Origin of the sequence: Geosporobacter subterraneus DSM 17957 (assembly GCF_900142145.1) — a bacterium.
GTDB classification, from domain to species: Bacteria; Bacillota; Clostridia; order Peptostreptococcales; family Thermotaleaceae; genus Geosporobacter; species Geosporobacter subterraneus.
In genome coordinates this window covers 94858-114873 of record NZ_FQZV01000006.1, presented here as the reverse complement: position 1 = coordinate 114873, position 20016 = coordinate 94858, and the positions used below count along the sequence as shown (strand labels likewise).

Genomic DNA, 20016 nt, shown 5'->3' with positions numbered 1-20016 from the left:
ATGGGTGCGTGTAGCAGTATCATTGGTTTTAAACAGCTTTTTAATTAGTTTAGGAAAACCAAGCTTATGGGCGAATTCCTTAATCAGAAGTAGGCCAGAATCGGAGGATAAATCCCCTCCTGCGAAATTAATTTTAATTTTACTGTTGCTTTCTGAGTGAAGTGCACTTAGACTAGACATAAGTGTTTCTCCTTTGTGAAATGTTAGTTGCGGTGACTTCATTTTAACAAAGTTGAAACTCTTTTTCTATTGTATTGGTTTCACTTTTTAAGTGAAACCAATAATAATGCAAAACTACTGTAACTATGCGGCACGAAGCAATGCTGGATAAATTATGATGAATAATTCAGGGTTATTATTATGTATTAAACTTTCTTATAGACCCATAATGGATCAAAATATACTATGTAATTACTAGTCTTATAATAAGTGCCGTGCTTTTCTCTATAATAGGCTAATGCTTTTTCCAGAAATTCCTCAGTGACACCGATGTACTCTGCTAATTCATATCTATTTCTTATGCCTTGCTCTGAGGCTTGTACTAATTTTTCGATGCTAACAAGCTTTTCATATCCCCAGCGTCTTGCTTTTAGTTCTTGCTTTCGGTTTTCAACTTTTGACTGATCCGTTATATCTCCTACGGTCATGTGATAATGACCTAACTCCTCAGCTAATACGCAGATTTTGCTTTTGGTTCTCTTTAATTTTTTATTGATTAAGATAATTTTCCCAACACTATTTTCTTCATAGTATCCAGGCATATCTTCTGGCAGGATTGAAAAGTCATCAATAATCAGTTCCTCGCTAAATTCTGTCAGAATTTCCTCATATGCATTCATATAGTATCACCTACTATTTTTATGTTTTGCCAAAGCTATTTGGATAGCAAGTGCGATTTTATCCTTTTCTTCATCGGAAAGTGGGCCTTCATGCCCAACCTTGTGGGCCGCTTTTGTAAATATATCCATTTCACTCAGATCATCCTGTATTCCTTTTCCCCACGCGCCTTTCTCTTTCGAAACACCAATAAGATAATCTAAACTTACATCGAAATATTCAGCCAAGTTTTTTGTATAATCTAGGCGAGGTTCGCTTTTATCACTTTCCCATTTAGATATCATGCCTTTGTTTATTGATATCTCAAACTTTTTATTCAAGTTTTCAGCTAACTCTTCTTGTGTTAAGCCCTTTTCTATTCTCAAATATTTTAAACGAGAACCCAATGAAATCATCTGCGTACCTGCCTTTCACATTCTTTATTTTAGATATATCTAAAATAATTATAGCACAAAGTTTCATATGTGCAACATTTTTTTATGAATATCTTTAAAAAGTTATTGACTTCGAAACTAATATGGATATAATAAAACTATAAGTATCAAATAAGAAACATAAAAGCGAGGTGAGAGAATGCATGGTGGAACTATAAAAAGAAGGCATGCCCCATATCAAAAATTTAAAGCCTTCATGGTCGAACACGGGATTAAGCAGATAGAATTAGCAAAATTACTTAATAAATCCGTTTCTGCCCTTAACCAAAATCTCAATGGAACAGGTGGAGATTTTAGTGTCGCAGAGCTTAGGATAATCTGTAATAAGTACAATATAAGTGCAGATGAGTTTTTTATTGCCCAAAAAGTATCAAAAAAGAAACAAAATTAAGGGGGTATACAGATGGATCAATTGCTTACTCAGAAAGACTTATCTGAGCGCTGGCAGGTTGATATCAAAACGATAGAGCGCTGGAGAAAGGAAGGAATTATAACTCCGTGTAAAGGTATACCATCGATCAGATTTTCACCACAGTATATAGCAGAGCTAGAAGGAGTTAAACTTGAAAGATTTTCTCCTCTCGAGAGAAGAAGATTGGAGACTGAAAACCAGGAACTTGCTCGGCAAAACGAAGAGTTAAAAAGAATTATAAGTGATGTACTGAGCGTTACTGCGAAAGCTGTTAACTTCTAATTAGAAAGGGAGGCGAGATAGGTGAATGAGTTACAGGTTTTTAAAAGCCCGGAGTTTGGACAAGTGAGAGTAATCCAGAAGAATGGAGATCCATGGTTTGTTGCAAAAGATGTATGTGAAGTTTTAGAGATTGACGTCACGCAAACCAGAAGATTAACAGACAAAATGAAGGGGCTGCATAGTATACAGACCCCTGGTGGAGAACAGCAGATGACTGTAATTAACGAAGCGGGTGTTTATAAACTAGTATTCACTAGTAGAAAACCTGAAGCTGAAAAGTTCACTGATTGGATTGCAGGAGAAGTTCTTCCTTCCATCAGAAAGACTGGTGGATACGTAGCAAGTGAAGAATTATTTATTCAAACATATCTGCCTTTTGCTGACGACCATACGAAAGCAATGTTCAAAAGCACTCTTGAAGTAGTCAAAAAGCAAAATGAAGTTATTCAGATCATGAAACCAAAGGCAGACTACTTTGATGATCTAGTTGAAAGAAACCTTCTTACGAATTTCAGGGATACGGCAAAGGAGCTAAAGGTAGGTCAAAACGCTTTTATAGACTGGTTGCTGGAAAAGAGATATGTCTACAGGGATGCCAGAGGTAAGCTTAAGCCTATTGCAGATTATACTCCATCGTTGTTTGAGCTAAAAGAATTTACCCGCAATGGCAAAGCAGATAATCAGACGCTGATAACTCCAAAGGGAAGAGAAACATTTAGACTGTTACTCATAAGGGATGGAAAGATAAAGAAGGCGGTATAGATGGCAAGATTTTTATGCGGAATAGTACAATCTTGAATCAACATAAAAATCTACAGAGAGGGGGAGTTTTGATGAAAAAACAAGGATACGTAGTTGAAGTAAATATACCTGATGAAGAAATATTTAGGGATAGGTTAGCAGATGCTGTAACAGATATCGTAATAAGTCGGATCAACAAACTCCCTGCAGAAGTGAGGATGCCTGTATACGAAGAGGTGCTTCGTAAGATACAAGATCACGAGAAAGGGAGGTGAGATCATGAGTAAGGATTTAACCCCTGCAGAACAAAGGCTAGAAGAACTCGTGCTTGAGCATATTAGCCTAGCCAAAGAATATATAGAAATTATTAATCAGCCCGACATGGATGAACGCAGGGAAGAAATTAAAATGCTTATCAACGAACTCAGAAATGAGAGAGATGTGCTGTTAAGGGAGGTAAAGGCATGAATTACTGGGGCATAGGTTTCATGTTTATTTGCACCGTTGGGCCCATTGCCGGAATGTATGCATTCAGAAAGGAGCTGGAATGATGTGAAAGATGGATTGCCTTTTGAGGTTCAAGTTATGGCTAACAATTTGGATGTATGTAGGATAATCGGTAGAAATCGACACGTAGCATCAATGGTTAAAAGAGAGGATGCAGAGTTTATTGTTAAAGCTTGTAACAGTTATTTTAGGTTAATCCAACAGCTTGCAGAAGTCAGGGAACTAATCAGTCAGGTTAACCTGATGTTCGTAGATTCAAATGAAAAAGCCCCTGCAGGACGGCAATCCGAGCAAGGGCCAGAAAAAAATATTGTTACCTGTAGTATATCAGAATAACACAGGATTATTCAAGGGGGAGAAGGCATGAATGAATTTATCGAAGCCCTAACCAATTGGGCTCAAGCAGAACAGGACTTTCAATATGCAGAGCCAGCGTATGTGGATATAGCGATACACAAGCTTAAGGCGGCAGAATTGCAGCTGTCATTAGTAATACGAGAGAGAAAATATGAGGAGGTAGCGTAGGATGAAACTAATCATGTTAACTTTAAGGAATTTCAAAGGAATCAAGCATTTTGTTTTAAATGCTTTCGGCGGAAATGTAAATGTATATGGCGATAATGCCACTGGAAAGACAACTGTATTCGATGGATTCAACTGGCTGCTCTTTGATAAGGATAGCCAAAACAAGAAGGACTTCGAGATCAAGACATTAGATCAGAATGGACAAGTTCTCCATAACCTAGAGCATGAGGTAGAGGGAGTCTTTGAGGTAAACGGATCAGAACTAGTACTTAAGAAGGTTTACAGTGAAAAATGGACAAAGAAGCGTGGCTCTGTAACCCAAGAATTTAGTGGGCACACGACAGATTATTACATCGATGGTGTACCGGTTAAAAAGAATGAGTACACCGACAAAGTATCTGCCATTGTAGATGAAAATATTTTCAAGCTGCTGACAAGCCCAGCTTACTTTAATGAGCAGATTCACTGGCAGGATCGAAGAAAAACGCTTCTGGAAATCTGCGGTGATATATCGGATGCAGAGGTCATTGAGGCCAATGAGAAACTTAAAAAGCTACCTGAAATATTGAAGGGTAGAAAGATTGAAGATCATCGAAAGGTTATCGCAGCTAGAAGAACAGAGATCAATAAGGAACTAGAGAGAATCCCGGTTCGAATTGATGAAGCTAATAGAAGTTTGCCTGATATATCGGACCTAGATGCAGAAACCATATCATCAGAGATCAAGAGGCTGAAAGAGGCAGTACAGGATAAGCAAAGTGAGATCATTCGTGTGAAAAACGGTGGACAAGTTATTGAAAAGCAAAACCTTCTACGTCAGCTGGAAGGTGAGCTACTACAGCTAAAAAATGAACTGCGTGGACAGATCGACCTACAGTTAAATGAAAAGCGGAGAGAGTTGAACAAGTCAAAGGAATCAGCTTTTGACATTCAAGGGAAAATATCTAACTGCAGAAAGACCATTGAGAAAAATAAGAATGCAATACAGTCTATAGAAAATGAATTGCCTGCCCTTAGATCTCAATGGGCAGAAATTGATGCTAAGAAATTTGAATACCACGATGATTGTAACTGCCCAACCTGCGGACAGTCTCTACCAGAATCAAAGATCGAAGAAGCCAGAGAAAAAGCCCTAGCAAAATTCAACCAAGATAAATCTGAGAAGCTAGAAAAAATCACTGCAACTGGTAAAACTAAAGCAGCTGAAATAGAGAAGCTTAAAGCAGAGAACATAGAGCTTGAAGAGAAGTTTTTTAGCCTTGGAACTCAGTTAGCAGATGAAGAAAAGGTATCTGTCAAGCTTCAGGATGAAATGAAAGACCTCCAGAAGCAAGTAGAAGAGGCTTCTAATAGTCCGGCAATCATTGCAAAAATCAAAGAAATCGAATCAGTAAAATCAGAGATCGAAACCTTGAAAGCTAACACCCTCGGAAGTGTCCAGGTTATAGAGGATGAGATCAGTGAACTGGAAGCCTATATTGATGAGTATGAAGCTAAAAAGGCAAGGCTTGAACAGTTTGATAGAACACAAAAGCGTATCGATGAACTGAAACAGCAGGAGAAGGAACTGGCAAAAGAATTTGAACGGTTAGAAAATGAGCTTTACCTGACAGAAGAATTCATCCGGGCAAAAGTTTCCATGCTGGAAGAGCGGATCAATTCAAAATTCCAATATGCGAGATTTAAGTTGTTTGATGTACAGATCAATGGCGGTGTCGTTGAATGCTGTGAAACCACGTACCAGGGTGTACCATACAGCAGCGGCCTTAACAATGCAGCAAGAATCAATGTAGGACTAGATATCATCAATACACTGTCAGAGTACTACGGATTTAGCGCCCCAATATTTATCGATAACCGTGAATCTGTTACAAAACTGATCGAAACTAAGGGCCAGCAGATCAGCCTGATTGTATCAGAGCAGGATAAAGAATTAAGAGTGGAGGTAGAGGGAGAATGGCAGATAAAAACAGCTTAGCGCTAATTAAAGAAGAGACCTTATCAAAGGTAGAGGCAATGATCAAAGAGTATCAAGGGGATGGATCCTTACACTTCCCAGAGAACTATTCCCCACAAAATGCAATGAAAGCAGCATGGTTGGTTCTTCAAGAGACAAAGGATAAGGATGGAAAGGTTGCCCTTGAAGTTTGCACAAGAAATTCTGTAGTCTATTCGCTTTTCGATATGGTGTGCCAAGGCTTATCCGTTGCTAAGAAACAGGGATATTTCATTGTACGGGGTAATAAACTCACCTTTATGCGATCCTATTTTGGTACAATGCACGCTACCAAAAGACTAAAAGAGGTAAAAGATGTTGTTGCTCAGGTTATTTATGAGGGAGATATCTTTGAATACACCATTGAGAATGGTATAAAGAAAATCCTAAAGCATGAACAAGCACTGGAAAATATAGATCCTGAAAAAATCAAAGGAGCCTATTGCACCATTATCAAAGAGGATGGAACGGTATTTACAGATATCATGAATAAATCTCAGATCATGAACTCATGGAGCAAAACTTCAATGAAAAATAATACGGTGCAAAAGGAGTTTCCAGATCAGATGGCCCTAAGAACTGTGATAAATAGGGCATGTAAATACTATGTAAATACTTCTGATGATAGTGATCTTATCATAAATGCATTCAATAATTCTGAAAGAGCTGAAAGAGAGTCACCAGAAGATGCAGTGGAGCAAGAGATCAAGCAAAATGCTAACAATGAAATGATTGATGTAGAGTATGAGGTTGTTGAAGACCATAAGGAAAATCAGGCTAAGGTTGAAAACTCTGAGCAAATGAGTTTCAGCGGAGGGCCTGGGTTTTGATAGAGATTAAGGTACTAGCATCCAGCAGCCGCGGGAACTGCTATCACATAACCGATGGCAGTACCCAACTCCTCCTGGAGTGCGGAATATCCTTCAAAGAGATTCATAAGGGCATCGATTTCAAAATATCAGATATAGCTGGGTGCTTAGTATCACATGAGCATAAAGACCACTGTAAGGCCATCAGGGAGGTTATGAAGACCGGAATAGATTGCTACATGAGTAAAGGCACTATGGATGCAATAGGGTGTGATGGACATAGAGCAATCGCTGTAGAACCTAAGAAACAATTCAGGATAGGCACATGGACCATACTACCTTTTGATACACAGCACGATGCTGCAGAGCCACTAGGATTCCTTCTGGCGAATAGAGATGGAGATAAACTGCTGTTCGCTACAGATACCTATTACATCAAGTATAAATTCGAAGGATTAACCCATATCATGGTTGAGTGCAACTATGCATCAGATATACTTGGGGGCAATGTGGAAGCAGGGAGAGTGCCAGAGGTAATGAAAAACAGACTACTTAAATCACACTTTAGTTTAGCAAACGTGAAAGAGTTTTTCAGATCAAACAATTTGGACAAGGTGCAAGAGATCTGGCTGATACATTTATCCGATGGCAACAGTGATGCTGTGAGGTTCAAACGAGAGATCATGGAGTTAACCGGGAAGGTTGTTTATATAGCAAATCAATAAGGGGGATTGAAAGATGGCTTTTAAAGCGTGTCCTATTCAGCGAGGGCCTATAACTCGCTTACTAAAAAAACAGCGTTTTCTAAATTGGGTCATATTTCTCCTAGTATTAGGATTAGCAGCTTCATTCATTCTTATACCTGTTCAGAAAATAATTCAGAAAAGAAAAATCGCTGATCTTAATAATCGGTGCATAGCAGTACTTGAACATAAGCAAGCAAGAATATCGGAATTAGAAGTGTTACTGGAAGATGTAGAGTAGACCCCCTTGGAGATAGGGGCGAAAGCTCCTTCTCCTTCTTTATACAAAGGTAGGTGATCAGATAGATGGCAAGTCCCCAAAAGGAGAATGGCTATACAGCTATAGCCAATGAGCTATTAGAGCAAATATACCAAGCTAATTTTAATGCAACGCAGCTAAAAATCATTCTTTTTATAATGAGATACACCTACGGATTTAATAGAAAGCAACATGAAATTTCTATCGGGTTTATTGTTAAGGGGACAAGCATCAGTAAAAGATATGTCTCCAGTGAGTTAAATAAACTTGTTGAGAAAAAAGTTGTGGTTGTAGTACAGGAGCATACAGATACTCAAAGTAGGGTTTTAAAGATTAATAAGAACTATGATGAGTGGGATATAGGAACAAAACTTCAACAGGTGAAGAATTGTTCTACAGATGAAGAAAAACAGGGCACAACAGATGAAGAACTGTTCACCACAACAGGTGAAGAATTGTTCTACCAAGAAAGCAAAAATAAAACAAATATTAAAGAAAGTACTATTACTACTAAGGAAATTGATGTGAAAGTCTATGAAGAAAATGGATTGGACTTGATTGAAAGATTTTACATGGAAAAAGTATTAGGATCTTCAAATATAGGCACCAAGGATATGCAGTTAATTTTAGAAGCATATCAAACATATCCAGCAGATTTTATAGTCAAATGCATGGGGCAAGCCTGTAATAGATACAGAGAAAAAAACGGAGAAATGAATATCAAATCTTTCAAGTACTTTGAATCAGTTTTCAAAGATGAATGGACAAAATTGAAGATCAGAGAACAGGCTGAGAGCGTGGTTCCAGAAGAACCAGTAATAGATTTTAGCAAACGCAATGTACAAAAGCAGCAGAAACAAATATCTGGAAAGCCTAATAGATTCCACAACTTCGAGCAGCGGACAGCAAAGTACTCTAAAGAAGAACTGGAAAAGATGGTAAAAGAAAAAGGGTAGATAGGGGTGGATTAGATGAAATCTGAGTACAATGCGAGCGTTAATCAAGAGCTAACTAAACGGGAAATTGAGGTTGTTCAACTCATAGCAGATGGGTTAACAAATACTCAAATGGCAGAAAGACTCTTTATTGCAGTAAGTACTTTGAAAAATCATATATCGAACATTTATAAAAAACTTGGATGCCATAATCAAGGGCATGCAGTGGCCTACTGCTTTAGAAAGGGGCTGATTAAGTAATGGGAGTGTTATTAGGGATAGTAGAACTAAAGATGAGGCGGGATCAGCTATTTGAAAAGTACCGCCAGCTCAGGGACAAGAAGGATAAGACCACGGAAGAAAAGATGCTGCAGGGGCGATTGGTGGTCAATATATCTGACATTGATGATCAGATTAGGGACATGGAGAAAGTTAAGTGATGAGGTGGACTAAGGAGCAGTATCAAGCGTATTTAGAAAAGCAGGAGAAAAAGAGTAAGTACGGGGCTAAGAAGACTGAAGTCGATGGAATTGTCTTTGACTCCCAGAGAGAGGCGAATTACTACTGCGAACTAAAGATGCTTAAGCAAGCGGGGGAGATCAGGGACTTCGCACTACAGCCAAAATATATTCTTCTTCCAAGAGATGACAAGAGCAGGGGAATCACTTATAAAGCTGACTTTATTATAACCCACAACGATGGCTCAAAAGAAATTATTGATGTAAAAGGCTTTGAAACAAAGGATTTTAAACTTAAGAAAAAGCTATTTGAGCACAATTATCCAGATTTAAAGCTCACAATAGTTAAATAAAAAGGAGGGAATAAGGTGAACAATGGAATCAATTTCAATGAATTTGCGGGAGGGGCACTAGCAGAGCAGCTTAATAGTGAACTTACAAGAGTATTGGAAAACATTGCTGATCCAAATACAGATGCTAGAGCAAAGAGAAAGGTAACTTTGACACTAACCTTTAAGCCGGATGAGGACAGGGAACTTTCGATTGTAGACATAAAGACGCAGGCAAATCTTGCGCCACCAAGACCACTCAGTACAAAGATGCTTATCGATAAGGACCTTAAAACCGGAAAGGTTGTAGGAGCAGAGTATAGGAAGCAGGTACCAGGACAGATTATTATGACCGTTGATACAGAAACTGGTGAGGTCCTGAAAGAAGAGCCAGCCAATAACAGTGCGGACTTAAAGATCATAAAAATTAGTAAATAAAAAACGGGGAGGAACAAGAAATGATAAAAGATGCATTGCAATATCTAATTGGATTAAAGGAAACTGAGGTTTTAGAGATTGATGGGCATACATATACGACTAAGCGACTTGAAATGGTGGACGAGCCATCGCCGGCACCACTAAAAACTAAAACGCTGACATCTTTAGTAGATTACTTGAAATCCCAAGTTGATGTAAAAGCAAGCAAGCACCTGATTATCCATATAGTAAGCCCAACCTGCGTATCTCTTCAATCAGAATTACGCAAGGACAAGGACAGAGAAAACTATATGTTATGCGAGGTGCTACTTCCATCAAACATAAACTATGGCAGATTCATGGAAGTGGAGCAGTTTAATATCATGCTGCAGTCTAGTTTTGTAGACACAGCTGATAGAAGGAAGCTACTAAAGGTAACTGGAACGATCACAGATAAGGCTGTAAAAGAAGTTGGTGACGATGGCGTGAGTCAGGCTGTAACAATCAAGACGGGGGTTGCCACAGTAAATGATGTATTAGTTCCAAACCCAGTGATACTGGCACCATACAGAACATTCCCTGAGATTGAGCAGCCAGAGAGTGCTTTCATCTTCCGCATGCAGAGTGGCCCAACTGCAGCATTGTTTGAAGCTGATGGTGGAGCCTGGAGGAACGAGGCAATGGCAAAGATTAAGAAGTATTTACAAGAAGAGCTTAAGACTATGAGTTTCATCAAGATAATCTCATAAGAAAATCTTAGGGTGCTAGGAGAACATTCCTAGCACCCTCAATAAAAGGATGTGGATACTGTGGATATTGGGGATAAAGTGTTCATATTTGACCTAGGTAGTGACCTGTACTGTAAGACAGGGGTCATTATCGCTATCGACGGAGAGACCGCAGTAGTGATGGTACAGCAGCGACAAAGAAGAGGTAAGGACTGCATAGTTGATCGGTTTAGGATGGACAAGTTGTACAGGAAGATGGCGTAGTAAAAGGGGGAGTAATATTTTGACTACAGTTATTGAAGCAGAATTTGAAAAAGCAAGACTTAAAATCTGGTTCCAGGGAATGAGCACCAGTAGAAACATTGAGAATGTTGTAATGATAAGGCATGCAGGAAACGTCATGACAATAAAAACATCTGAGGGAAAAGAGTTATTTGTAAACTTTGATTTTGAAATCGTCCAGAGGTTATTATTGCAGAAAACTTCTCACAGTGGAGGAACTTCAACTAGGAAAAAATGCGAACAACTAGGGTTTGATAGCTATGAAACAATTATCATTGGAGAAAGCGAGGATTAATAATGAGAATAGAAACAGTTACCAAAACTATTACTAAAGATGTATATATAGCTAATGATGGTACAGAGTTCAATAGCGAAGATGATTGTATTTATTATGAAGAAGAAAAGGAGCAAGAAAACCTTGAAAAAAGAGTTGAAAAAGAATTAGGTATTAAAACACAGGCAGATTTTCCTGCAATGCTTAATCTTAGACACAATCATGAGTATAAACTGTTTTTAATTAAAAATGAGCAGGATTTAGACTTGTTTATAAAAACATATGAGTATTGGTTTACAAAGTTAGAAACCTATTGGCAAGTAAATAAAGAAACCTTTGTTTATCCAGAGGTGCTTTGTATATTAGATTTTCCAAGAGGTGGAGATGAACATAGGCTATACAAAATATCGCAATTATGCAATCAATTTAATGCATTTGTAGGTGAAATTTCGATGAAAGCAGAAGAAATGTTAAAAGAGGTTTAAGACGCATTTTGGTGATTATGCGAAATAAGGAAGGGTGATTAAATGTTTATAATAGCTGAATATGGCAGTATAAATCATTTTGGAACAGATTATTTTATAGGAAAAATGTATACAGTTCGTGGCGAAAAATACCCATGTACTGCTTACTCTAAGGATAAAGCAAAAGTATATATGTCTAAAGCAAGGGCGGAAAGAGCTTGTGACAAATTAAACAGTAATACGGGAAGAAATTTTACAGTTATTGATGCTTAATTACACAACACAAGAATTATGCGACCATAATGCCGGGGTCAACAAATTGGGGGCATATTGTTGACTCTGACAAAATGATCATAGTGAATGGCCTGATAGAGGTAGAGTATGACAGTCATGGAGCAACATCTACAATCACACTGATGTTTCCTAAGAAAGATGCTCCAGTAGTAACAGTTGGATATAAGTTCTCAGCTTAAATTATGTTTTAGCGAGAAAGGAGAATGAGGATGAAAGTTTACAGAATGGATGATTATGATTGGGTAGCTGCTAATAGTGCTGAAGAAGCAAAAGAGTTTTACATCAAAGAAACAGGTGTCAGCGAAGAGGAGTTAGAGGTCGAAGAATGCAATTTAAAAAAAGAAGGAATGTATGTTGAAGTAGAGATAGATGATGCAAAGCTTATGTTAGATAAGATTGCTAGTGGTGAAAAAGTAAATGGTCGAAACGTTGTAAAATTCAGCCGTGGTGATTGCGGCTTATGTGTATGGATTACTTTTGAGGAAGTATTGAAAAAAGATGGAGAAAGCCAACCATACATAATTGCGTCTTCAGAGTGGTAATATCTTTAAATTTATTATATATAAGCTTATGCTGTTTGGGTAAAGGGGGGATGTCATGCACGAGTATGCTGAGATTGTTGGATATAGAGAAAATGAAGATAACACCAAGCTGGCAGTCATTATCCCTAAGAAAGACATTGGTGAATACCTGAAACGATTTGCAATGAATGGGAAGGTCCCGGCAGAGATCAGGATCGATGATGGACGGTCTATATCAGCAGATCAAAGGAAGAAGATTTATGCAACGATAAAAGATATCTCCCTCTATACCGGTTATATGCCAGAGGAAACAAAAGAAATTATGAAATATTATTACATAGCAGAAACTGGGGGAGATTACTTTTCTCTCTCCAGCTGCAGCATGACGACAGCAAGATTGTTCATCAATTACCTGATAGAGTTTTGCTTCGAGTGGGACATACCGCTCCTAGATCATGGACTCGATAGGACGGACGACATAGGAAAGTATCTGTGGCTGTGTCTCAAGTATAAACGGTGCGCCATCTGTGGGAAAGAAGCAGATCTACATCACGTCGATGCTATCGGCATTGGGAGAGATCGGACAAAGGTAGATGATTCAAACCATGAGAAAACGAGCCTATGCAGGGTTCACCATACTGAAGCACATACAATAGGGTGGACTGACTTTTCGCAGAAGTATCATGTGTACGGTATTATTTTTAATGATTAAGCAGCAAGGGGGGACGAGTGTTGAATTGTATAGAGAATTATAAGGACTTATGTACAGATATCGAGGTGCAGCAATGTATAGTTGATGACATAGAGAAAGAACTAAAACAGCTTGAGCAGCTCATGCTGAATGGTCCTAAAGATATCACCGGAATAGACTACTCCAGAGAGCCTGGTGGACAAGCAATATATATTTCTATGGATCGAATACTAGACAGGATTCAACGGATTGAGAGAAGGTTAAAGGTTGAAAGGGAGATCCTGGAACAAAAGAAACAAATTAAAGTCAGTATCGATGAAAAGATTCAGCAGCTCTCAGGATTAGATGCAAAGGTAGTGAGAATGCGAGATATAGATAAACTCACCTTAAGAGAGATAGCGGATATCCTGGGATACTCAGAAATATGGATTAAGAAAGTAAGCAGCAGGAACAAGAGTATACTTTGAGTATACTGACAAGCAAATAAAGCCATGATATTATGGTAGTGTGAAAAACTATAACGAAGCAGTCGGGGCTAACCTCCTTTTCCCGGCTGCTTTCATTTTAGGAGGTGCATCAGTATGGAGAAACATCGATGTAAAGTAAAATTCAAATTGGGTAAGATTGAATGCGCATCAGAGTTCTGTGCTGACTGCGCTGATAGAAAGACCTGTGAAGATATGGATGTATATCTTGATGATAAGTATGATGGTTCAAGGGCCTGTATGAGCCATGACAGCCATAAGAGGGAGAACAGAAGGGTGAAGCAGCAAAGATGGGAAAAATAGAAAAAGCAACTTTTCGCTGATATTATGTATTTATTGTGTATGCTATTCCTTTGGCTATCGAAAACGACAGCCTTAGAACAAGGAATTATCTTAGCAATATGATAAGTGCTAAGATAAGGTACCTATCGACATAGATTGCACAGGTACCATCTTTCCCAAACAGGAATAGCATAAAATCACGTCCTTATATATTTAATTTTCAGTATCAGTATATGCAGGAATATACGGTGATATTATGATTTTTTTATAAAAATATAAAAGGTAACTTATAGATTGAGATTTTGGCATTGTCGAAACTTGCTATCAAATTATGCAGGAAACCTCCTTTGTTTGGAGAATTATGGAGGTAAAAAGGAGGGATATCATGGGTCTATTTGGGAATAAAGAAACAATTAAAAGAAATGGGAAAGTTCATGGAGAAGTATCAACTTGAATCAAGATTAAATAAAAACATCGAAAAACTGACAAATAAATAATATATTGTGATGAAGAGCTGAAAAGCTCTTTTTTCTTTGGATTTTATCATAGGACTTTATCATATTTCAAATGAGGTGGTGATAGTGAGAAAACTTACACCAAAACAAGAAAAATTTGTACAAGAGTTGATTAAAGGAAAAAGCCAGAGAGAGGCTTATAAATTGGCCTATAACGCTTCTAACATGAGCGATAAAGTGATAGATGTAAGAGCTTGTGAATTGCTTAAAAATAGTAAGGTAGCGGTAAGGTATGACGAGCTTCGCAGTAAGCTTGTTCAGAAAGCAGAAGAGCAAGCTATTATGTCTGCTATTGAAGTGCTGAAAGAGATAGAAAGCATAGCCAAGGATAATATATCAAATTACATAGATTTTAGAACTGAAAAGACATTGGTCGGATATGATGAAGATGGAACTGCTATATTTGGATATCGGCCTATAGTCGATATGAAGGATAGCAGAACGATTAATACAAAAAATATATCTGAGGTATCTATTGGGGCAAATGGTCAGTTCAAATTCAAGATGTATTGCCGGGATACGGCACTGTACAAACTTGCTGAGCTGCTTGGTGCAGATGTAATTAAGAAAGCAAAACAGAAACTGGCAGAAGAACGATTTGCTCATGAAAAAGAGATTGATGGAAAGAGGTATTGGTAATGGACGTACTACATAGGTTCTATTGCCGGAAAGATTGGAGAGATTTAACTCATAGCTTGAAGATTGAACGAGGAGGGAAATGTAATCGTTGCAGTGAGATTATATTAGATTTTAGATATCTCATAGGACACCATACCATAGAGCTGACAGAGGACAATGTAGATGATCCTAACATATCTCTCAATCCTGAACTGATAGAGATAATATGCCTAGATTGTCATAACAAGGAGCACAGGCGCTTTGGGCATAAGCAGCAGGTATATATCGTGTGGGGCAGTCCGTTATCAGGAAAGACGACTACAGTAAGGCAGATGATGCAGTACGGAGATATTGTTCTTGATATAGATGCACTATGGCAGGCAGTAACATTCCAGCCTGAATATAGTAAGCCGAAGAATGTTAGATTTAATATATTTACTATACGAGACAATATCATAGATCAAATTAAGACCAGGTATGGGCAATGGTACGATGCCTATATTATTGGTGGATATCCTGAAAAGTATGAAAGGCAGAAGCTAGCCGAGTCACTTGGAGCAGAGTTGATCTATTGTGAAAGCACGAAGGAAGAATGCTTGAAAAGATTATATGATAGTGAAAAGCCTAAGGAATGGGAGAAATATATTCATGATTGGTGGGAGGTATATGATAGACAGAAAGACGTGGAAAGACTTTAGAGAGTCAGGATTATTATGGTGGATCAATATGATACTTCATACATTTGGATGGTCTATAGTTGTGAACGTAGACAGCACAGGCGAGATAACAGAAGCATTTCCTGCAAGAGTTAAATTCAGAGGATTCAGTGAAGATGATAATACTGATGGATATATAAAAGTGTCAAGATATATCAATAATAATGCAAAAATATTAGAGATAGAAGCTAAAGAATAGCCCCCCGGTGTCTAGACATATTTCCTAGCCGCCAGACTGGGAGTGCTTATTGGAGAGACATACACCAAAATTTTGACTTTTTGATTTTGGATTTTTGAGATAGAACGAAAGCAGGTGATAGTATGCAAAATCCTGAATTGTCAGCCGAGATCGAGAGGCTTAAAAAAGAATTTCCGGGTGCGGATGAAAATAAGATGCGGGCTCTTGAAGGATTGATTGAACAGGCAGCCTGTGAGAGAATCTATTTGAGAAGGCTAAATCAACAGGCGCTTATAAGCGGATTGGTAAAAATACATCCGGATAACCCACAAATTCAGCAAACTTTACCCGTCTCTGGGGAGATTGCTAAGCATTCTGCGGCACTTACCAACATAATGGATAAGCTCATGAAGCATTTGGCGGTAGACATGGATGACGAGGAGGATGGGTTAAGTGACTATGAATAAATTTTTAGGCAAACTTAAAGCCAAAGATAAAAAAAATAGCATAACTGTTAACATTGGAGCTAATATTACTATTTGCAAAGAATGCGAAAAGCTAAATAAAGGTGTAGAGATATACAACATGTTTATGCAAGGACCATATCATAACATTTTATTAAAATATGACAAAGAGAATCATGTTTTTCTGGTCAATGAAAATGCTTTGATGGGTATAATACAGTCTGTCAATCCACTACAAGAGCCTAGAAAAATACAAATAGTTAGCCAGAAAGAATGGATGAATTCCGGTGCATAGTTATCTCATTGAGTATTATGAAAAGTGCAAATCTGGAGAAATTCTCATAGGCAGAGAGCTCATGATGCAGCTGGAGATGCTTATGGAGGATATGAATAACCCAATCTACCGATTTGATACTGCGGAAGCCCATAAGCGGATCCAATTCATCGAAAAGGAATGCAAACATAGTATATCCCCATTTGCTGGGCATCCGTTTCTTTTGGAGCTGTGGCAAAAGGCTTACCTGGAAGCAAAATATAGCTTCTATATGATGATTGAAGGCAAGTGGCTAAGACGTTTTAATAGGACGTTGTTAGTCATTGGGAGAAAAAATGGAAAAACAACACTCTGTGCAGCAGATGGCCTGGCAGAGTTTTTTTGTGGAAACACAGGGACAAATATTCTTTGTGCATCCAACGATTATGAGCAGGCCGGTCTTGTATTTGATGAAATCAACAATATGAGAGAAGAGAGTCCGAAGCTGGCTAAAGTCACACGAAAAAATATCAAAGGTATTTTCATGGGGAACCCAAAACAGAAAAAGAAAAAGGGTAAATTCAGCTACCAAAACAAAGCTAAGATCAAGAAACTATCTGCCAAGACCGGAGCTAAAGAGGGAAAGAATGTAGACAAGGCAATAGTGGATGAAGTCCATGAAATGAAAGATAACAGCCTTGTCGCTCCTATTGTCCAATCCACTTCTACGAAGGACGAGGCCATGGTGGATGAGATCACCACAGAGGGTTTTACAGAGGATGGATATCTAGATGAGGAAATGAAGGAAGCAAGAAAGGTATTGAAAGGGGAGCTACATCGACCTAGACGATTATACTGGCTTTATACACAAGACTCAGAAACAGAAGTATGGCAGGACCGCAAGTCATGGGTAAAAAGTAATCCTAACTTGGGGGTTGCGAAGAAGTGGCATTACCTGGACGATCTGATCGAAGAAGCTAAGACCAATAGTGCAACCCGTGCATTTATGCTAGCAAAGGATTTTAATTTTAAACAGGGGAGTGCCAATGCATGGCTGCAGGATGCAGAGATCATTAATGCAGCCACATTTAACATCGAAGATTTCCGTGGAGCTTTTTATATTGCCGGAAATGATTTCATGGAGACTACAGATCTTTGTGCATCAAAGCTTCTTCTGATGAAGCCCGGAGACAAGACGGTCTATTTTTATTCGCATTATTGGATACCAGAAGCAAAATTAAAATTATCGCCTGATGATGTGGACTATCGGCAGTGGGAAAGAGATGGTTATCTCACGATCGTAGAAGGAAACAGCGTGGACAGTTCAGTAGTAGCCGACTGGCAATTTAAGCTGCTGGAAGAGTACGACCTAAAGCCTTTTAAAAGTGGTTATGATAACCGGTTTGCTAAGGACTATATTAATCGTTTTGAAGAAATATTCGGGAAGGATATACTACTTAATGTTCCACAGGATGCTAAGGTACTCAATAATCCTATGAGAAGATTGGAGGCAGACCTAAGGGATAAGCTGGTAAATTATAATAATTGTTATGGAGATATGTGGTGCTTTAAGAATACAGGTATTAAGTTGGATGCCTTAGGCAGAATGATGCCTTGCAAGATGCATACAACTAAACGGATTGACGGAACAGCAGCGGCAGTAGTAGCCTATGCTGTTTTTGATTGGCACAAATCAGAATTCCTACAACTGATAGGGGGGTGATAACTTGGGAGTAATGAGTTATATAAAAAACATTTTACCACATGGCCGGGAGCAAACCTATGCCAGATGGATCAAGGACAGCACACCGATATTCACATCCTTCGGAAAAGATATTTACTTTTCTGATTTTGTGAACAATGCCATTGACCGAGTGGCTTCTGAAATCAGCAAAATAGAGATCAAGAGTATTGTGCAGAGAAAAGACATACTACAAATACAGAATGACGATATCACAAGATTATTCAGATTCAAACCAAATCCACTGCAAACAACCAGTGACTTCTTGGCAAACGTGGAATGGTTGAGGCGAAAGAACTGTAATGCATTTATCTACCCCCAATATGAAATTGTAACTGTTCCGGATGGTAGGCAGTTTCGAAGATATACGGCTTTTTATCCGCTCAAGCCGCAGGCGGTATATATTGGTGTAAATGGCGGTCAAGTATGGGAGGTCAGAATGGACTTCGAGGATGGTAGCAGTTACACGATCCCCTATGCTGACTTAATCCATATAAAGTGGCGCAGAGGGGCCAATACTGTTGTGGGTGGTGGGGATGACTATGGGCAGACGAATGATACTGCAATATATAGAACGATTGATGCCTTGGACAAAACAATTCAGGGTCTTCCAAAGTCAATTGAAGCCAGCCTGCAAATTAAAGGGATGTATACTGCCAAGACACTCGCGGATTCGCATAAATTGAAAAATATTAGGGATGATTTTGAAAAACACATCGCGACAAGTGCATCAGGGATAATTGCTACTGATTTAGGTGGCGAATTCACCCCGGTGAATATCCGGGCTCCTGAAATATCGGACGCAGCATTGAAGTTTTTGAAATCTGTGATACAGGAAAGATATGGCATATCAGCGGCAATCTTATCTGGGGACTACAACGGGGAGCAGCACAGTGCATTCTACCAGACGGCAATAGAGGACTTCATCATACAATTTGAACAGGCTATGACGGCCTGTCTTTTTTCGCCCAGGGAGCAGGATGTAGGACACCGGGTTAAATGTTATTACTCTAAGGTCAATTATCTATCCACTGGGGATAAAATGCAACTTGCTAATCTTGCAAAAGAAACAGGCATCATGACACTGAACCAGATCAATGAAATGTTTGGTATTGAGCCATTTGAGTCAGGAAATAGGCGCCTACAGTCTCTTAACTATGTGAACATAGAAAATGTAGATGAGTACCAGAAAAGCAAAGCAGGAGTAAAGGATGGTGAGCAAAATGAGTAAGAAAAGCGAATATGAGCGCAGGCTCGTTGAAATTAGGGCCGTGGACAATCAGGAGAATAAAATGTCTATTGAAGGCTATGCAATCACTTTTGACAAGCCGGCTACCCATCAATATGGCAGCAGAAAATTTACGGAAACCATAAAAAGAGGTGCCTTAGATGGTTCCGATATGAAAGATGTGCCGCTGAGGTATAACCACAATGACAATGTCATGATCATGGCGAGAACTAGGAATAATTCGCTGCGGTTGATTGTGGATGATGTGGGGCTTAAAATACAAGCCGACCTCTTAGACACCCAAAGCAATAGGGATCTATATAAAGCTATCCAGGAAGGATTAATCGACAAAATGTCTTTTGCTTTCCGGGTTGCTGATGGTGGGGATACCTGGACTTTTGGTGATAAAGAAACCACAAGAGATGTAAATAAAATTGCTAAACTGTACGACGTAAGCGTGGTGGATACCCCGTTTTACGACAGTACATCTATATATGCTCGTAGTCTTGAATTGCTGGAGAGCGAGGAAAAGCGGCTGGATAGCTTAAACGAGATTGAATTACTCAAACAAAAAATTAAAGTGAAAGGAAAGATATAA

Annotated in this window: 35 protein-coding genes; 32 read left to right on the top strand and 3 right to left on the bottom strand. The window is 38.7% G+C overall.

The window, feature by feature from the left end; translation table 11 throughout:
- The 3 genes from BUB56_RS02770 to BUB56_RS02760 form a co-directional block, all read right to left on the bottom strand.
- Positions 1 to 180 (bottom strand): transposase (locus tag BUB56_RS02770; protein WP_190014112.1); only part of this gene is annotated, 180 nt, incomplete at its 3' end.
- A gap of 185 nt (positions 181 to 365) precedes the next feature.
- Positions 366 to 839 (bottom strand): ImmA/IrrE family metallo-endopeptidase, encoded by a 474-nt coding sequence (locus tag BUB56_RS02765; RefSeq protein WP_110939856.1) that lies wholly within the window; start codon positions 837 to 839, stop codon positions 366 to 368.
- Between the two features lie 6 nt (positions 840 to 845).
- Entirely contained in the window at positions 846 to 1232 is a 387-nt protein-coding gene (locus BUB56_RS02760; RefSeq protein WP_110939855.1) for a helix-turn-helix domain-containing protein, read from the bottom strand.
- Positions 1233 to 1410: 178 nt separating this feature from the next.
- Here BUB56_RS02760 and BUB56_RS02755 point away from each other — a divergent pair, with 178 nt between their 5' ends.
- The 32 genes from BUB56_RS02755 to BUB56_RS02600 all read left to right on the top strand — a co-directional run bounded on the left by BUB56_RS02755 (position 1411) and on the right by BUB56_RS02600 (position 20016).
- Positions 1411 to 1662 (top strand): helix-turn-helix domain-containing protein, encoded by a 252-nt coding sequence (locus tag BUB56_RS02755; protein WP_110939854.1) that lies wholly within the window; start codon positions 1411 to 1413, stop codon positions 1660 to 1662.
- Between the two features lie 12 nt (positions 1663 to 1674).
- On the top strand, positions 1675 to 1965 hold the full coding sequence (locus BUB56_RS02750) for a MerR family transcriptional regulator (RefSeq protein ID WP_110939853.1): 291 nt from the start codon (positions 1675 to 1677) through the stop codon (positions 1963 to 1965).
- A gap of 21 nt (positions 1966 to 1986) precedes the next feature.
- Positions 1987 to 2727 carry a BRO family protein gene (locus BUB56_RS02745; RefSeq protein ID WP_110939852.1) on the top strand — a complete coding sequence of 247 codons (741 nt, stop codon included), beginning with the start codon at positions 1987 to 1989 and terminating at the stop codon, positions 2725 to 2727.
- Positions 2728 to 2798: 71 nt separating this feature from the next.
- Entirely contained in the window at positions 2799 to 2981 is a 183-nt protein-coding gene (locus BUB56_RS02740; protein ID WP_110939851.1) for a hypothetical protein, read from the top strand.
- Positions 2982 to 2985: 4 nt separating this feature from the next.
- Positions 2986 to 3174 (top strand): hypothetical protein, encoded by a 189-nt coding sequence (locus BUB56_RS02735; protein ID WP_110939850.1) that lies wholly within the window; start codon positions 2986 to 2988, stop codon positions 3172 to 3174.
- A gap of 117 nt (positions 3175 to 3291) precedes the next feature.
- Positions 3292 to 3549, top strand: coding sequence for a hypothetical protein (locus BUB56_RS02730; RefSeq protein WP_190014110.1), 258 nt, complete (start codon positions 3292 to 3294; stop codon positions 3547 to 3549).
- Between the two features lie 27 nt (positions 3550 to 3576).
- Positions 3577 to 3738 (top strand): hypothetical protein, encoded by a 162-nt coding sequence (locus BUB56_RS19290; RefSeq protein ID WP_190014108.1) that lies wholly within the window; start codon positions 3577 to 3579, stop codon positions 3736 to 3738.
- Between the two features lies 1 nt (position 3739).
- Positions 3740 to 5716 (top strand): AAA family ATPase, encoded by a 1977-nt coding sequence (locus BUB56_RS02725; RefSeq protein WP_110939848.1) that lies wholly within the window; start codon positions 3740 to 3742, stop codon positions 5714 to 5716.
- Positions 5695 to 6564: a recombinase RecT gene (locus BUB56_RS02720; RefSeq protein ID WP_110939847.1), complete on the top strand. Its 870-nt coding sequence runs from the start codon at positions 5695 to 5697 to the stop codon at positions 6562 to 6564. The genes BUB56_RS02725 and BUB56_RS02720 overlap by 22 nt, the downstream gene beginning before the upstream one ends.
- The gene (locus BUB56_RS02715) at positions 6561 to 7268 is read left to right on the top strand and encodes an MBL fold metallo-hydrolase (RefSeq protein ID WP_110939846.1); all 708 of its coding nucleotides are present in this window, start codon (positions 6561 to 6563) and stop codon (positions 7266 to 7268) included. Before BUB56_RS02720 ends, BUB56_RS02715 begins: the two co-directional genes overlap by 4 nt.
- 13 nt (positions 7269 to 7281) lie before the next feature.
- Positions 7282 to 7527, top strand: a complete 246-nt coding sequence (locus BUB56_RS02710; protein WP_110939845.1) for a hypothetical protein — start codon at positions 7282 to 7284, stop codon at positions 7525 to 7527.
- A gap of 65 nt (positions 7528 to 7592) precedes the next feature.
- Positions 7593 to 8501: a replication protein gene (locus BUB56_RS02705; RefSeq protein ID WP_110939844.1), complete on the top strand. Its 909-nt coding sequence runs from the start codon at positions 7593 to 7595 to the stop codon at positions 8499 to 8501.
- A gap of 15 nt (positions 8502 to 8516) precedes the next feature.
- The gene (locus BUB56_RS02700; RefSeq protein WP_110939843.1) at positions 8517 to 8741 is read left to right on the top strand and encodes a response regulator transcription factor; all 225 of its coding nucleotides are present in this window, start codon (positions 8517 to 8519) and stop codon (positions 8739 to 8741) included.
- Positions 8741 to 8920, top strand: a complete 180-nt coding sequence (locus tag BUB56_RS02695) for a hypothetical protein (protein ID WP_110939842.1) — start codon at positions 8741 to 8743, stop codon at positions 8918 to 8920. The genes BUB56_RS02700 and BUB56_RS02695 overlap by 1 nt, the downstream gene beginning before the upstream one ends.
- The gene (locus tag BUB56_RS02690) at positions 8920 to 9291 is read left to right on the top strand and encodes a DUF1064 domain-containing protein (RefSeq protein WP_110939841.1); all 372 of its coding nucleotides are present in this window, start codon (positions 8920 to 8922) and stop codon (positions 9289 to 9291) included. Before BUB56_RS02695 ends, BUB56_RS02690 begins: the two co-directional genes overlap by 1 nt.
- Before the next feature lie 15 nt (positions 9292 to 9306).
- Positions 9307 to 9705 carry a replication terminator protein gene (locus BUB56_RS02685; RefSeq protein WP_110939840.1) on the top strand — a complete coding sequence of 133 codons (399 nt, stop codon included), beginning with the start codon at positions 9307 to 9309 and terminating at the stop codon, positions 9703 to 9705.
- 20 nt (positions 9706 to 9725) lie between these two features.
- On the top strand, positions 9726 to 10433 hold the full coding sequence (locus tag BUB56_RS02680) for a hypothetical protein (RefSeq protein WP_110939839.1): 708 nt from the start codon (positions 9726 to 9728) through the stop codon (positions 10431 to 10433).
- Positions 10434 to 10695: 262 nt separating this feature from the next.
- Positions 10696 to 10989 (top strand): hypothetical protein, encoded by a 294-nt coding sequence (locus BUB56_RS02670; protein ID WP_110939837.1) that lies wholly within the window; start codon positions 10696 to 10698, stop codon positions 10987 to 10989.
- A gap of 2 nt (positions 10990 to 10991) precedes the next feature.
- Positions 10992 to 11453, top strand: a complete 462-nt coding sequence (locus BUB56_RS02665) for a hypothetical protein (protein WP_110939836.1) — start codon at positions 10992 to 10994, stop codon at positions 11451 to 11453.
- A 42-nt stretch (positions 11454 to 11495) separates the two neighbouring features.
- Entirely contained in the window at positions 11496 to 11705 is a 210-nt protein-coding gene (locus BUB56_RS02660; RefSeq protein WP_110939835.1) for a hypothetical protein, read from the top strand.
- Between the two features lie 230 nt (positions 11706 to 11935).
- A complete protein-coding gene (locus BUB56_RS02655) occupies positions 11936 to 12268 on the top strand; it encodes a hypothetical protein (RefSeq protein ID WP_110939834.1) in 333 nt (110 codons plus the stop codon).
- Positions 12269 to 12323: 55 nt separating this feature from the next.
- A complete protein-coding gene (locus BUB56_RS02650; protein ID WP_110939833.1) occupies positions 12324 to 12959 on the top strand; it encodes a putative HNHc nuclease in 636 nt (211 codons plus the stop codon).
- 20 nt (positions 12960 to 12979) lie between these two features.
- On the top strand, positions 12980 to 13405 hold the full coding sequence (locus tag BUB56_RS02645) for a sigma factor-like helix-turn-helix DNA-binding protein (RefSeq protein ID WP_110939832.1): 426 nt from the start codon (positions 12980 to 12982) through the stop codon (positions 13403 to 13405).
- 114 nt (positions 13406 to 13519) lie between these two features.
- Positions 13520 to 13726 carry a hypothetical protein gene (locus BUB56_RS02640; RefSeq protein ID WP_110939831.1) on the top strand — a complete coding sequence of 69 codons (207 nt, stop codon included), beginning with the start codon at positions 13520 to 13522 and terminating at the stop codon, positions 13724 to 13726.
- A 560-nt stretch (positions 13727 to 14286) separates the two neighbouring features.
- Complete coding sequence (locus tag BUB56_RS02635; protein ID WP_190014107.1) at positions 14287 to 14859, top strand: terminase small subunit; 573 nt, start codon at positions 14287 to 14289, stop codon at positions 14857 to 14859.
- A complete protein-coding gene (locus tag BUB56_RS02630; protein WP_110939829.1) occupies positions 14859 to 15536 on the top strand; it encodes an HNH endonuclease family protein in 678 nt (225 codons plus the stop codon). Before BUB56_RS02635 ends, BUB56_RS02630 begins: the two co-directional genes overlap by 1 nt.
- Positions 15505 to 15753, top strand: coding sequence for a hypothetical protein (locus tag BUB56_RS02625; RefSeq protein ID WP_110939828.1), 249 nt, complete (start codon positions 15505 to 15507; stop codon positions 15751 to 15753). Before BUB56_RS02630 ends, BUB56_RS02625 begins: the two co-directional genes overlap by 32 nt.
- Before the next feature lie 122 nt (positions 15754 to 15875).
- Entirely contained in the window at positions 15876 to 16199 is a 324-nt protein-coding gene (locus BUB56_RS02620; RefSeq protein ID WP_110939827.1) for a hypothetical protein, read from the top strand.
- On the top strand, positions 16186 to 16491 hold the full coding sequence (locus BUB56_RS02615; RefSeq protein WP_110939826.1) for a hypothetical protein: 306 nt from the start codon (positions 16186 to 16188) through the stop codon (positions 16489 to 16491). The genes BUB56_RS02620 and BUB56_RS02615 overlap by 14 nt, the downstream gene beginning before the upstream one ends.
- Positions 16484 to 18172 (top strand): terminase large subunit, encoded by a 1689-nt coding sequence (locus BUB56_RS02610; RefSeq protein ID WP_242946200.1) that lies wholly within the window; start codon positions 16484 to 16486, stop codon positions 18170 to 18172. The genes BUB56_RS02615 and BUB56_RS02610 overlap by 8 nt, the downstream gene beginning before the upstream one ends.
- 13 nt (positions 18173 to 18185) lie before the next feature.
- Complete coding sequence (locus BUB56_RS02605; protein WP_242946203.1) at positions 18186 to 19421, top strand: phage portal protein; 1236 nt, start codon at positions 18186 to 18188, stop codon at positions 19419 to 19421.
- Positions 19414 to 20016 (top strand): HK97 family phage prohead protease, encoded by a 603-nt coding sequence (locus BUB56_RS02600; protein ID WP_110939860.1) that lies wholly within the window; start codon positions 19414 to 19416, stop codon positions 20014 to 20016. Before BUB56_RS02605 ends, BUB56_RS02600 begins: the two co-directional genes overlap by 8 nt.

What these genes read in the sequence shown, in the direction of transcription:
- BUB56_RS02765 (WP_110939856.1), bottom strand. Translation starts at nt 839, where the DNA reads ATGAATGCATATGAGGAAATTCTGACAGAATTTAGCGAGGAACTGATT.
- BUB56_RS02760 (WP_110939855.1), bottom strand. Translation starts at nt 1,232, where the DNA reads ATGATTTCATTGGGTTCTCGTTTAAAATATTTGAGAATAGAAAAGGGC.
- BUB56_RS02755 (WP_110939854.1), top strand. Translation starts at nt 1,411, where the DNA reads ATGCATGGTGGAACTATAAAAAGAAGGCATGCCCCATATCAAAAATTT.
- BUB56_RS02750 (WP_110939853.1), top strand. Translation starts at nt 1,675, where the DNA reads ATGGATCAATTGCTTACTCAGAAAGACTTATCTGAGCGCTGGCAGGTT.
- BUB56_RS02740 (WP_110939851.1), top strand. Translation starts at nt 2,799, where the DNA reads ATGAAAAAACAAGGATACGTAGTTGAAGTAAATATACCTGATGAAGAA.
- BUB56_RS02735 (WP_110939850.1), top strand. Translation starts at nt 2,986, where the DNA reads ATGAGTAAGGATTTAACCCCTGCAGAACAAAGGCTAGAAGAACTCGTG.
- BUB56_RS02730 (WP_190014110.1), top strand. Translation starts at nt 3,292, where the DNA reads ATGGCTAACAATTTGGATGTATGTAGGATAATCGGTAGAAATCGACAC.
- BUB56_RS19290 (WP_190014108.1), top strand. Translation starts at nt 3,577, where the DNA reads ATGAATGAATTTATCGAAGCCCTAACCAATTGGGCTCAAGCAGAACAG.
- BUB56_RS02725 (WP_110939848.1), top strand. Translation starts at nt 3,740, where the DNA reads ATGAAACTAATCATGTTAACTTTAAGGAATTTCAAAGGAATCAAGCAT.
- BUB56_RS02720 (WP_110939847.1), top strand. Translation starts at nt 5,695, where the DNA reads ATGGCAGATAAAAACAGCTTAGCGCTAATTAAAGAAGAGACCTTATCA.
- BUB56_RS02710 (WP_110939845.1), top strand. Translation starts at nt 7,282, where the DNA reads ATGGCTTTTAAAGCGTGTCCTATTCAGCGAGGGCCTATAACTCGCTTA.
- BUB56_RS02705 (WP_110939844.1), top strand. Translation starts at nt 7,593, where the DNA reads ATGGCAAGTCCCCAAAAGGAGAATGGCTATACAGCTATAGCCAATGAG.
- BUB56_RS02700 (WP_110939843.1), top strand. Translation starts at nt 8,517, where the DNA reads ATGAAATCTGAGTACAATGCGAGCGTTAATCAAGAGCTAACTAAACGG.
- BUB56_RS02695 (WP_110939842.1), top strand. Translation starts at nt 8,741, where the DNA reads ATGGGAGTGTTATTAGGGATAGTAGAACTAAAGATGAGGCGGGATCAG.
- BUB56_RS02690 (WP_110939841.1), top strand. Translation starts at nt 8,920, where the DNA reads ATGAGGTGGACTAAGGAGCAGTATCAAGCGTATTTAGAAAAGCAGGAG.
- BUB56_RS02680 (WP_110939839.1), top strand. Translation starts at nt 9,726, where the DNA reads ATGATAAAAGATGCATTGCAATATCTAATTGGATTAAAGGAAACTGAG.
- BUB56_RS02665 (WP_110939836.1), top strand. Translation starts at nt 10,992, where the DNA reads ATGAGAATAGAAACAGTTACCAAAACTATTACTAAAGATGTATATATA.
- BUB56_RS02660 (WP_110939835.1), top strand. Translation starts at nt 11,496, where the DNA reads ATGTTTATAATAGCTGAATATGGCAGTATAAATCATTTTGGAACAGAT.
- BUB56_RS02655 (WP_110939834.1), top strand. Translation starts at nt 11,936, where the DNA reads ATGAAAGTTTACAGAATGGATGATTATGATTGGGTAGCTGCTAATAGT.
- BUB56_RS02650 (WP_110939833.1), top strand. Translation starts at nt 12,324, where the DNA reads ATGCACGAGTATGCTGAGATTGTTGGATATAGAGAAAATGAAGATAAC.
- BUB56_RS02640 (WP_110939831.1), top strand. Translation starts at nt 13,520, where the DNA reads ATGGAGAAACATCGATGTAAAGTAAAATTCAAATTGGGTAAGATTGAA.
- BUB56_RS02630 (WP_110939829.1), top strand. Translation starts at nt 14,859, where the DNA reads ATGGACGTACTACATAGGTTCTATTGCCGGAAAGATTGGAGAGATTTA.
- BUB56_RS02625 (WP_110939828.1), top strand. Translation starts at nt 15,505, where the DNA reads ATGATAGACAGAAAGACGTGGAAAGACTTTAGAGAGTCAGGATTATTA.
- BUB56_RS02620 (WP_110939827.1), top strand. Translation starts at nt 15,876, where the DNA reads ATGCAAAATCCTGAATTGTCAGCCGAGATCGAGAGGCTTAAAAAAGAA.
- BUB56_RS02605 (WP_242946203.1), top strand. Translation starts at nt 18,186, where the DNA reads ATGAGTTATATAAAAAACATTTTACCACATGGCCGGGAGCAAACCTAT.
- BUB56_RS02600 (WP_110939860.1), top strand. Translation starts at nt 19,414, where the DNA reads ATGAGTAAGAAAAGCGAATATGAGCGCAGGCTCGTTGAAATTAGGGCC.